We start from the raw sequence: 10,544 nt of genomic DNA, 5'->3' as shown, positions 1-10,544 counted from the left end.
CCTCAGGTGCAGCGAGTGCTGTGCCACGGCTCGTGACGGGACCACCCCACCGGAACCTTCTGTTTCAAGCTTTCACTGCTCGGCTTCGCCATCGCGCTGGTGCGTGGCTAGTCCGTCGTCGTTGTCGTCTTCCAATGCCGTTTCTGGCTTTCGACCAGGTCGCCGAATGACGGTTCCAAAGTCGGCCAGCCCTCTGGCTCCCACAGTGATGAGCGGCGCAGGGCCTGGCCGCAGTGCAGGAACAGTTCCTCCACGTCCAGCACCACGCCCAGCAGTGGGGTGGGGGTCCCGCAGTCGAGCAGGAAGGGCGCGTCTCGCACCAGGGTGGCTCGGCCGTTGACTCGCATGACCTCGGTGCGGCCGGCTACTAGGAAGAGCAGGCCTACCTGCGGGTGTTCGAGGACATTGCGGAAGCTGTCGGCCCGGCGGTTGCCGGGGCGGTCTGGGAACGCGATGGTGCGGTCGTCCAGGACCTTGACGGTGCCGGCCGGGTCGCCTCGTGGGGAGACGTCGACGCTGCCGTCGGCGGCTGTGGTGGCCAGTAGGAAGAACGTCGAGGCCTCCAGGAACTGCCGGGAGCCCTCGTCCACGACCGTGATCGCCTTGTCCCGCAGGTGCGGGTGGGGTTCCGGGATCAGTTCGCGCAGCTCGGCGAGGCTGTCGATCGGGGTTCCTCTCACCCTTTCAGCTTAGGGCAGCCTCACCTGACCTGGGTGGCGAAACGGAGGCAGGTCACACCGGTGCGCCGTCCTGCCGTCGGACTAAGCTCGGTGCCGTGAGCACCGCATACGGCATCGGCTTGGCCACTGTGACCCCGGACGGCACCGTCCTCGACGTCTGGTACCCCGCGCCGCTCCTCGAGGACGCGGGTGAGCTGGCGACGACCCGTCTGTCGTCGGCGGAGATCGCGGAGGCGCTGGGCGAGTCCGCGGCGAAGCTGCTGGGTGAGGACCCGGAGCGCGACGTGGAGGTCGTGGGGGTCCGGGTCTCCATCGACCTCGCCACCGCACCGCGTGACAGCTACGACGTCTGGTTGCGGCTGCACCTGCTGAGCCACCGGCTCGTCAAGCCGCACGGTGCCAACCTCGACGGCATCTTCGGGCTGCTCGCCAACGTCGTCTGGACGAACCACGGGCCGTGCGCGGTCGACGGGTTCGAGCAGACCCGCACCCGGCTGCGCGTTCGCGGGCCGGTGACGGTCTACAGCGTCGACAAGTTCCCGCGCATGGTCGACTACGTGATGCCGTCCGGTGTGCGCATCGGTGACGCGGACCGCGTCCGGCTCGGTGCGCACCTGGCCGCCGGCACCACGGTCATGCACGAGGGCTTCGTGAACTTCAACGCCGGCACGCTCGGCAGCTCGATGGTCGAGGGGCGCATCTCCGGCGGTGTCGTGGTCGGCGACGGCTCGGACGTCGGTGGTGGCGCGTCGATCATGGGGACCCTGTCCGGTGGCGGCAAGCAGGTCATCAGCATCGGCGAGCGCTGCCTGCTCGGCGCCAACGCGGGGCTGGGCATCTCGCTGGGCGACGACTGCGTGGTCGAGGCGGGGCTCTACATCACGGCGGGCACCAAGGTGACCGGTCCCGGTGGCGAGGTCGTCAAGGCCGTGACGCTGAGCGGGCAGTCGAACCTGCTCTTCCTCAGGGACTCGGTGACCGGCGCGGTCCTCGTGAAGCCACGGGCGGGCACCGGGGTCGAGCTCAACGCCGCGCTGCACGCGAACGACTAGGAAGAACGCGGTTTCCGGGGCCCGGTCTGCTCAGGCAGGCTGGGCCCGTACCGTCTGGGAGGGCCGGGCTCAAGGAGGTGCACGTGCTGAAACAGCGACTCGAGTTGAACGCTCGCGCCGCGATCGAGCGTGCCCTCCAGGGGGCGCAGTCGGAGGACTCCTTCGTGGAGTTCAAGACGCAGTGGCCGGTCGACCACGGCAAGGCCGCTCGTCAGATCGCCGCGCTGTGCAACGCCGCCCGCGGGTCCGAGGCCATGTGGATCGTCGGCGTCGACGAGAAGGGCCGCTACGTCAAGGGCGCGCCCGCCGAGGAGCTGTCGAGCTGGTGGCCCAGGGTGGAGAGCCACTTCGACGGCGTCGCACCAGGCCTCACGACGGTCGCGTTCGACTGGGCGCGCGGCCGCACGGTCGTCGTCCTCAGCCTGCAGACCGACAACGCGCCGTACGTGTTCGTGACGAAGAAGGAGCCGTACAGCAGGGAGATCCCGTGGCGCTCCGGCGAGAGGACCCGGTCGGCCCGGCGCGGTGAGGTGCTGGAGCTGCTGGTGCCCAAGCTGGACATGCCCGGCTGGGAGTTCGTCAACGCCCGCGCCACGCTGAGCCAGCACTCGCCGACGCTGCGGTTCGAGGGCGATCTCTACCTGGAGACGAACCAGCCGCTGTCGCTGCCGCACCACCGCTGCCACTCGTACGCGACGTACGGGCTCGACAGCGAGACGGTCGACCTGCAGTTCAGCTTCCGCACCAACACGCGGGACGTGCGGGCGGTCGAACGGGTCGTGCGGGTCGCGGAACCGGCCGTGCTCCACGTCAGCGCGGACGCCGACGTGGAGCTGGACGCGTTCTCCGACCTCTGGGACCTGCACTGGCACCTCGTGCTCGGCCTCGGCCTGAGCGGCGAGGAGATCAGCACGTCGGTCCGGCTCACCACCGACGCGGTGCCGCCCAACCAGTTCACCCGCAGAGTGTGGTCGGCTCTCAAGCCTTAAGGCGCTCGGCGGCCGCCGCGATCCGTTCGTCGGTGGCCGTCAGCGCGATCCGCACGTGCTTCTCGCCCTCCGGCCCGTAGAACGTGCCGGGAGCGGCGAGGATCCCGCGGTCGGCCAGCCAGGAGATCGTCTCCCAGGCGTCCTCACCGCGCGACGACCACAGGTAGAGCCCCGCCTCGGAGTGCGACACGGTGAACCCGGCCGCCTCCAGCGCGGGCTTGAGCACCTCGCGGCGGGCCAGGTAGCGCGACCGCTGCTCGGCGACGTGCTCGTCGTCCTCCAGCGCGGCCCGCATGGCCTCCTGCACCGGCCGCGGCACGATCATGCCGGCGTGCTTGCGCAGCTCCAGCAAGCCCGCGACCAGCTCGGGGTCGCCGGTGACGAACCCGGCCCGGTACCCGGCCAGCGACGACGACTTCGACAGCGAGTGCACGGCGAGCACGCCGTCGAAGGAGTCCACGACGGACGGGTGCAGCACCGACACCGGCTCCGCGTCCCACGGCAGCGCCAGGTAGCACTCGTCCGAGGCCACCACGGCTCCGACCGCACGGGCCGCGGCCACGGCGTCGCGCAGCTGCGACGCGGACAGCACCCGGCCGGTCGGGTTCGACGGCGAGTTGAGCCACACCAGCTTCGTGCCGGCGGGCGGTTCCTCCCCGTCCGCGAGGCGCACGACGGTCGCCCCCGCCAGCAGCGCGCCGACCTCGTAGGTCGGGTACGCCACGGACGGCACTGCGACGACGTCACCCGGCCCGACGCCGAGCAGGGTGGGCAGCCACGCCACGAGCTCCTTGGAGCCGATGGTGGGCAGCACCGCCTCCGGCGGCAGCCCGGCGATCCCGTACCGGCGCTCCACCGCGGCGACGAAGGCCGCACGCAGCTCGGGGGTGCCGTGGGTGGTCGGGTAGCCGGGGACGTCCGCGACGGACGACAGCGCGGCCTGGATCACCGCGGGAACGGGGTCGACGGGCGTGCCGACGGACAGGTCGACCACACCGCCGGGGTGCGTGCGCGCCTTGGCGGCGTGGTCGGCCAGCGAGTCCCACGGGAAGTCCGGCAGGGCCGGACCTCGGCGTTGGATGATCAATGCCCCTCGGCAGCCTGCGGTGCGAGCGCCTTCACGAACTCCGGGTCGGCGCTGACCTTGCCGACCTTCGAGGCGCCACCGGGCGAGCCGAGCTCGTTGAAGAAGTCGACGTTCGCCTTGGTGTAGTCCTTCCACTCGTCGGGGACGTCGTCCTCGTAGTAGATGGCTTCCACCGGGCACACCGGTTCGCACGCGCCACAGTCCACACACTCGTCGGGGTGGATGTAGAGCATCCGGTCGCCTTCGTAGATGCAGTCGACGGGGCACTCTTCGATGCACGCCTTGTCGAGCAGATCCACGCACGGCTGGGCGATCACATAAGTCACTGCGCTCTCCAACTTCATCTGGTCACACCGCGCAAGCCGGAGAGTACGCGGCACGTTCGAGTATCACCCGGTCAGGCTTGCCTTAGCTGCACGGTGTGCCACGTCACAACACCTGCCCGGAAATCCTCCCCGATCTTGGCCAGGATGGACTTGTGCACACCGTGGATCAACTGGAAACGCTCTGCGCGCGAGCATGGCCCGCCCTGGCAGAAGTTCCGCTCGGAAACTGGTTGATGCGCGCCGCCGACGGCTTCACCGGCCGCGCCAACAGCACGTTGACCAGCGGCGATCCCGGCGTGCCGATTCCTGTCGCGTTGATCACCGTGGAGGGGTTCGCGCGCGAGCACGGCATCAAACCCACCGCCCACGTGGTCAAGGGCTCCCCGCACGAGCAGGCGATCGAGGCCGCGGGCTGGCGGGTCGACCTCGACCACCCCGGCGGGGCGGAGTCGCAGGTCATGACCGGTCCGCTGGAGAAGTTCGCCGCGGGCGTGGCCGTGAGTCGTGATCTTCCCGGATGGTGGGACATGACGGCCGGATCCGAGGTGACCACCGCCCAACGGCACGTGCTCGGCAGCGGCGGCAACGTCTGCTTCGCGAGCCTGACCGAGGGCGGGACCGTGACCGCGGCCGTGCGGGGCGCGGTCGTCGAGGACGTCCTGCACGTGGCCCGGCTGGCCGTGCGGCCGTCGCACCGCCGTCAGGGGCTCGCCAGGCGGCTCATGGGCGAGCTGGCGGGCTGGGGACTGGAGCAGGGCGCCACGACGTGCGTGCTGCAGGTCGCCGAGCACAACGAGGCGGCGATCAGGCTGTACGAGGACCTCGGCTGCACCGAGCACCACCGCTACCGCTACTGGGTGCCGGCGGTCTCGTAGAGGCCGGGCCGATTGGCCGCGTTGCGCGCCATCACGGCCCCCACGGCCACCGCACCGGTCAGCATGCCGCCCGCGAACATCAGCAGGCCGCGCCAGTCCTGCAGCAGCACGATGGTCTCCCTCGTGGCGCCCGGTTCGAGGTAGCCGAACACCATCAGCGTGAGGAACCACACGATCAACGGCGACGCGGCGGTGAGGACGCGTTCGGACAGCGAGGCCGCCCACGACACCAGCACGGGTGTGGTGACGGCGGCCACCGCGATCATGACGGGGAACGGGAAGTCCCCGAGCTCCGGCAGCAGCGTGCCGTCGAAGCGCAGGGGCAGGAACATCGTTTCGAGCACGGCGAGCATCGCTGCCTCGACGCACAGAAGCAGCAGAAGAAGTACCCGCGTGCTACCGGTCACCCAGTCCTCCGAACAGATCTGTCTCCGCCCCGGCGCCGGAGCCCTTCGCGATCACGTAGTACTCGGCGCCGACCAACGGCTGCGCGATGTCGTTCGACAGCGCGTACCCGCCGTCCCACACGCTCACCTGGGTCGAGTGTGCACGCAAAGCCCGCCGCTTCGCGGTCAGGTGCTCGGACACGTCGACAACCGTTGTGATCTCTTCATCCGGCGTCACCGGCAGCTCACCGGGTTCGGGCAACCGGAACGCCTCGGGCACGTTCTCCAAGGTCTTGACGCCCTCGTCCGTGGCGTCGCGGGACGTCACGGCGTAGAACACCCGCTCGACGTCGGACACCAGGGCACACGCGGCCATCGTGATCTCGTGCGCGCGGATGTGGTCGGGGTGCCCGTACCCGCCGAACGCGTCGTAGCTCACGACCACCTGGGGCTTGACCTCGCGCAGGATCTCGGCCAGCTGGGCGGTCTGCTCCTCGAGCGCGCCCTGGATGAACGCGCGCGGCTTGGCGTTGGACGGCACGTCGACCATGCCGGAGTCGCGCCACCGGCCGATGCCACCGAGGAACCGGTGCTCGGTCACGCCGAGGGCGGCGCAGGCGGACCGCAGCTCACCGACGCGGTACCCGCCGAGCTGGTCGGCCTGGTCCGCGGCGAGATGCGCCAAGCCGCGAGGGATGATCTCGCCCTCTTCTCCCAGGGTGCAGGTGACGACCGTGACGTGGGCACCTGCTGAGGCATAACGCGCGATGGTGCCGCCGGTCCAGAGACTCTCGTCGTCCGGGTGGGCGTGCACGAAGAGCAATCGAGGCGGGGCGGTGAGCGTCACTTGAAAAGAGTAAAGGCCGCCCTCATCGGTTGATAAAGGCGGCCTTTGCTAAAGACCCGACTCGTCGGCCGGATCCCTTAAACCACTGCTCGTTCTTCGGCGAAGTGGCATGCGGACAGGGTTCCGTCCGGTCCCCCTCGCCTTTCCAGCTTGGGTTCCTCGGTCGCGCAGATGTCCTGCGCCTTCCAGCACCGCGTGCGGAACCGGCACCCCGACGGGGGGTTGACCGGCGACGGCACGTCACCCGTCAGCACGATCCGCTGCCGCTGCCGTTCCTGCTTCGGGTCCGGCATCGGCACCGCGGACAGCAGCGCCTGCGTGTACGGGTGCATCGGCTTGGTGTAGATGGCCTCGCGCTCGCCCATCTCGATGATCTTGCCGAGGTACATGACCGCGACCCGGTCCGAGATGTGCCGCACCACCGAGAGGTCGTGCGCGACGAACAGGTAGGCCAGCCCGAGCCGTTCCTGCAGCTCCTCCAACAGGTTCACGACACCGGCCTGCACCGAGACGTCCAAGGCGGACACCGGCTCGTCCAGCACCAGGAACCGCGGGTTCAGCGCCAGTGCGCGGGCGATGCCGATGCGCTGCCGCTGGCCGCCGGAGAACTCGTGCGGGTAGCGGTTGCGGTGCTCGGGGTTCAGGCCGACGAGCTCGAGCAGCTCGTTGACCCGCCGCTGCACGCCGCCTTCGACACCGTGGATCTGCAGGGGTTCCGCGATGATGTCGTTGACCTGCCACTTGGGGTTCAGCGACGCGTACGGGTCCTGGAAGACGATCTGGATGTCCTTGCGCAGCGGCCGGAGCTGCTTGTTGCTCATGGAAGTGAGTTCGCGGCCGTCGAACTTCACCGAGCCCGAGGTCGGCTTGTGCAGCTGCAGGATCGCGCGGCCGGTCGTCGACTTGCCGCAGCCCGACTCGCCGACCAGGCCGAGCGTCTCGCCGGGGTGCAGCGTGAACGACACGCCGGACACGGCCTGCACCGTGCCGATGTTGCGCGGGATGATCCCCTTGCCGCGCACCGGGAACTCCTTGACGAGGTCGGTGACCTCCAGCAGCGGAGCGGTCACTTCGCCTCCTCATCCGTGATCAACGAGCCGTGCACGGCGGTCACCTCGAGCGACTCGTCGGGGTTGGCCGCGGCGAACGCGGCCGGGTTCTCCACCGTGCCGATCTCGTCGTGCAGGAACAGCTTCTGCGGCTGGTCGACCGTCGCCAGATGCTCCCAGCGGTGGCACCGCGTGGTGTGCTTCGGGCCGGCCTCCTCCAGCTCCGGCTCCCACTCGTGGCACACGTCCGCGACGAGCGGGCAGCGCGGTGAGAACGAGCAGCCGGTCGGCAGGTTCACCAGGGACGGTGGTGCGCCCTTGATGGGGGTGAGCCGCTTGCCCAGCGACGCCGGGTTCGGCACGGAGCCGAGGAGCCCGACGGTGTAGGGCATCCGCGGCCGTTCGAAGACGTCGTCGACGGGGCCGGACTCGACCACCGTGCCGCCGTACATCACCTGCACGCGGTTGACCATGCCCGCGACCACGCCGAGGTCGTGCGTGATCATGATGATCGCCGCGTCGGTCTCGGACTGCAGCCGCAGCATGGTGTCGAGGATCTGCGCCTGCACCGTCACGTCGAGCGCGGTGGTCGGCTCGTCGGCGATGATCACGCTGGGGTCGTTGATGATCGCCATCGCGATCACCACGCGCTGCCGCATGCCGCCGGAGAACTCGTGCGGGTACTGGGCCGCGCGCTTGTCCGGCTGCGGGATGCCGACGAGCTCCAGCGCCTCGACCGCCTTGGCCCACGCCGCCTTCTTCGAGACGTCGTGGTGCGCGCGGTAGGTCTCGGCGAGCTGCCACCCCACGGTGTAGACGGGGTTCAGCGACGTCATCGGGTCCTGGAAGATCATCGAGATGTGCTTGCTGCGGAACGGCTGCATCTGCTTGTAGGTGCGGCCGTTCAGCTCCTCGCCGCGGTAGCGGATGGAGCCCTCGATGACGGCGTTCTTGGGCAGCAGGCCCATGATCGCCATGGAGGACACCGACTTGCCGGAGCCCGACTCGCCGACGATGCCGAGCACGTCGCCGGCGTTGAGGTCGAACGAGACGTTGCGCACGGCGCGGACGTCGCCGTCGTCGGTCGGGAACGTGACCGACAGGTCCTTCACGGAGAGCAGCGGTGCGGTGGTGTCGCCGGAGGACAGGAAGTCCTCCGACAGTTCGGAAACGGAAGTCATCAGGCACGCACCTTCGTCTGCCTCGGGTCGAACGCGTCGCGCAGGCCGTCACCGATGAAGTTGACGGCGAGGGAGAGCGACACGAGCACGATGAACGGACCCCAGAACAGCCACGGCCGGTTCAGGAACTGCCCGTAGTTCTCCAGCACGATCACGCCGAGCGAGGTGTCCGGGGGCTGGACGCCCAGTCCCAGGAACGACAGCGCGGCCTCGGTGAGCACCGCGGCGGCGATCGCCAGCGTGGCGTTGACCGTGATGCTGCCGATCATGTTCGGCACGAGGTGCTTGAAGATGATCCGCGGGGTCGAGGCGCCGCAGGCCCGCGCCGCCTCGATGAACTCCCGCTGTGCCAGCGAAAGCGTCTCACCGCGCGTGATGCGGGCGATCTGCATCCAGGCGAACGCGGCGAGCACCAGCGCGACGACGTACCAGCTGCCGGAGAACCCCTTGACGACGATCGCGGCGACCGCGATCTGCGGGATGATCAGCAGCAGGTCGACCAGGCGCATCAGCGCCGTGTCGACGAAGCCGCGCAGATATCCGGCGAGAGCGCCGAAGGTCACGCCGATGGCCGTGGCCAGTGCGGCCACGATCAGCGCGATCTGCAGCGAGTAGCCGGTGCCGCGCATGAGCAGCGCGAGCATGTCCTTGCCGACCTGCGTGGTGCCGAGCGGGTGGGCGCCGCTCATCGGCTGGTAGGACTTGCTGGTCACGTCCTCGAAGTCGTAGGTCCAGATGAACGGGCCCACGAACGCGAACAGGACGAGGAAGACGAAGACGCCGAGGCTCACCATCGCGAGCCGGTGGCGCAGGAAGCGGCGCATGACCAGCTGGCCCTGCGTGCGGGTCTTGGAGGCGTCGAACTCGTGCGAGTCGGCCTGCGGAGCGCTGCCGACCGCGCCACCGCCCTCGGACGCCAAGTTGATGTTAGCCAAGGCGAATCCTAGGGTCGAGGACGCCGTACACGACGTCGGCGATCAGGTTGAACAGCACGATCAGCGTCGCGGTGACTGCGAGCCAGCCCATCAGCATCGGCGGGTCGAACTGCCGCACCGAGTTGACGAGCAGCGTGCCCATGCCGGCCCAGCCGAACACCGTCTCGGTGATGATCGCGCCGGACAGCACCGAACCGAAGTTCAGCGAGAACAGCGTGGCGACCGGGATGAGCGCGTTGCGGAACGCGTGCCGGAAGATCACGCGGCCCTGCGAGATGCCCTTGGCCCTCGCCGTGCGCACGAAGTCCGAGTGCAGGATCTCCAGCATCGACGCGCGTTCGAACCGGCTGTAGGCGGCGAAGCTGATCAGCATCAGCGCGACCGTCGGCAGCAGGAACGTGCCGGTGTACTTGAAGATCACCTCACCGAAGCTGCCGCTGAAGCCACCCGGTCTCGGACCCGCGGTGGTGAGCCAGCGGTCCAGGCCCATCGACTCCAGGACGTTGTTGAACTGGATGCCGTAGTTCTTCACGATGACCGCGACGCAGAAGATCGGCATCGAGAACATGAGGAACGCGGTGCTGGTGGCGAGGTAGTCGAAGATCGAGTACTGGCGCACGGCGGCGAGCACGCCGACCGAGACGCCCAGTGTGAGAGCGAGGAGCTCCGCGCCGATGACGAGGCGGCCGGTGGTCCACAGCGCGTCGGTGACGGCGGGGAAGACGGCGGTCTTGGCCTGGCCGAGGGCGATGCTCTGGCCCCAGTCACCGGACACGAAGTCGGTGAGCCAGTTCCAGTAGCGGACGACGACGGGCTTGTCGAGGCCGAGCGAGATCTCGGCGGCCTTGATGTCGGCTTCGGTGACACCGGGCCGGAATCGCATCTCCGCCAAGGGGTTGCCGGCGGTGGCGACGAGGACGTAACAGGCGAAGCTGCCGATCAGCAGGATGGGTACCGAGATCAGCAGGCGCCGGATGATGTAGCGGATCACGACGAGCTCCCTAGGGGGCAACCCGCTCGGGCGGGGGGGGGGGGGTTGGTTTTTTTTTTTTTCTGTTGGGCGGGTTCGCTCTCCGGGGGGAGGGGGGGGGCGAGGGGGGCCCCCAACCCCCCCCCCTCCCAACTCCCCCGCAGCAC

At 69.1% G+C, this 10,544-nt stretch carries 12 protein-coding genes; 3 read left to right on the top strand and 9 right to left on the bottom strand.

The window, feature by feature from the left end; all coding sequences use genetic code 11:
• Nucleotides 1-107 precede the first annotated feature (107 nt).
• Nucleotides 108-680, bottom strand: coding sequence for an MSMEG_1061 family FMN-dependent PPOX-type flavoprotein (locus ACFWV3_RS33605; protein ID WP_382417296.1), 573 nt, complete (start codon nucleotides 678-680; stop codon nucleotides 108-110).
• Between the two features lie 95 nt (nucleotides 681-775).
• On the opposite strand from ACFWV3_RS33605, the gene dapD reads away from it, so the two are divergent.
• Both dapD and ACFWV3_RS33595 read left to right on the top strand, forming a co-directional pair.
• On the top strand, nucleotides 776-1,732 hold the full coding sequence (gene dapD, locus ACFWV3_RS33600) for a 2,3,4,5-tetrahydropyridine-2,6-dicarboxylate N-succinyltransferase (protein WP_382417295.1): 957 nt from the start codon (nucleotides 776-778) through the stop codon (nucleotides 1,730-1,732).
• An 83-nt stretch (nucleotides 1,733-1,815) separates the two neighbouring features.
• Nucleotides 1,816-2,721 (top strand): hypothetical protein, encoded by a 906-nt coding sequence (locus ACFWV3_RS33595; protein ID WP_382417293.1) that lies wholly within the window; start codon nucleotides 1,816-1,818, stop codon nucleotides 2,719-2,721.
• Here ACFWV3_RS33595 and dapC read toward each other — a convergent pair.
• Together dapC and fdxA are read right to left on the bottom strand one after the other, a co-directional pair.
• Entirely contained in the window at nucleotides 2,711-3,802 is a 1,092-nt protein-coding gene (gene dapC, locus ACFWV3_RS33590; protein WP_382417306.1) for a succinyldiaminopimelate transaminase, read from the bottom strand. The two genes, ACFWV3_RS33595 and dapC, sit on opposite strands and share 11 nt — an antisense overlap.
• Nucleotides 3,803-3,804: 2 nt before the next feature.
• On the bottom strand, nucleotides 3,805-4,134 hold the full coding sequence (gene fdxA / locus ACFWV3_RS33585; RefSeq protein ID WP_218130387.1) for a ferredoxin: 330 nt from the start codon (nucleotides 4,132-4,134) through the stop codon (nucleotides 3,805-3,807).
• Nucleotides 4,135-4,367: 233 nt separating this feature from the next.
• On the opposite strand from fdxA, the gene ACFWV3_RS33580 reads away from it, so the two are divergent.
• A complete protein-coding gene (locus ACFWV3_RS33580; RefSeq protein WP_382417291.1) occupies nucleotides 4,368-5,009 on the top strand; it encodes a GNAT family N-acetyltransferase in 642 nt (213 codons plus the stop codon).
• Here ACFWV3_RS33580 and ACFWV3_RS33575 read toward each other — a convergent pair.
• From ACFWV3_RS33575 to ACFWV3_RS33550, 6 genes are all read right to left on the bottom strand, one after another.
• Nucleotides 4,985-5,416, bottom strand: coding sequence for a hypothetical protein (locus ACFWV3_RS33575; protein ID WP_382417289.1), 432 nt, complete (start codon nucleotides 5,414-5,416; stop codon nucleotides 4,985-4,987). The genes ACFWV3_RS33580 and ACFWV3_RS33575 overlap by 25 nt on opposite strands.
• Entirely contained in the window at nucleotides 5,406-6,242 is an 837-nt protein-coding gene (gene mshB, locus ACFWV3_RS33570; protein ID WP_382417287.1) for an N-acetyl-1-D-myo-inositol-2-amino-2-deoxy-alpha-D-glucopyranoside deacetylase, read from the bottom strand. The genes ACFWV3_RS33575 and mshB overlap by 11 nt, the downstream gene beginning before the upstream one ends.
• Nucleotides 6,243-6,319: 77 nt before the next feature.
• Nucleotides 6,320-7,312: an ABC transporter ATP-binding protein gene (locus ACFWV3_RS33565; protein WP_382417285.1), complete on the bottom strand. Its 993-nt coding sequence runs from the start codon at nucleotides 7,310-7,312 to the stop codon at nucleotides 6,320-6,322.
• A complete protein-coding gene (locus ACFWV3_RS33560) occupies nucleotides 7,309-8,472 on the bottom strand; it encodes an ABC transporter ATP-binding protein (protein ID WP_382417283.1) in 1,164 nt (387 codons plus the stop codon). The genes ACFWV3_RS33565 and ACFWV3_RS33560 overlap by 4 nt, the downstream gene beginning before the upstream one ends.
• Nucleotides 8,472-9,407: an ABC transporter permease gene (locus ACFWV3_RS33555; protein ID WP_382417281.1), complete on the bottom strand. Its 936-nt coding sequence runs from the start codon at nucleotides 9,405-9,407 to the stop codon at nucleotides 8,472-8,474. The genes ACFWV3_RS33560 and ACFWV3_RS33555 overlap by 1 nt, the downstream gene beginning before the upstream one ends.
• Nucleotides 9,400-10,398 carry an ABC transporter permease gene (locus ACFWV3_RS33550; RefSeq protein WP_382417279.1) on the bottom strand — a complete coding sequence of 333 codons (999 nt, stop codon included), beginning with the start codon at nucleotides 10,396-10,398 and terminating at the stop codon, nucleotides 9,400-9,402. The genes ACFWV3_RS33555 and ACFWV3_RS33550 overlap by 8 nt, the downstream gene beginning before the upstream one ends.
• Nucleotides 10,399-10,544 lie beyond the last annotated feature (146 nt).

The organism is Lentzea sp. NPDC059081 (genome assembly GCF_042738015.1).
Taxonomy (GTDB): Bacteria; Actinomycetota; Actinomycetes; order Mycobacteriales; family Pseudonocardiaceae; genus Lentzea.
Note: the sequence above shows the minus strand (reverse complement) of the source record. Positions and strands in the feature narration are given on the sequence as shown.

What these genes read in the sequence shown, in the direction of transcription:
- ACFWV3_RS33560 (WP_382417283.1), bottom strand. Translation starts at nt 8,472, where the DNA reads ATGACTTCCGTTTCCGAACTGTCGGAGGACTTCCTGTCCTCCGGCGAC.
- ACFWV3_RS33580 (WP_382417291.1), top strand. Translation starts at nt 4,368, where the DNA reads ATGCGCGCCGCCGACGGCTTCACCGGCCGCGCCAACAGCACGTTGACC.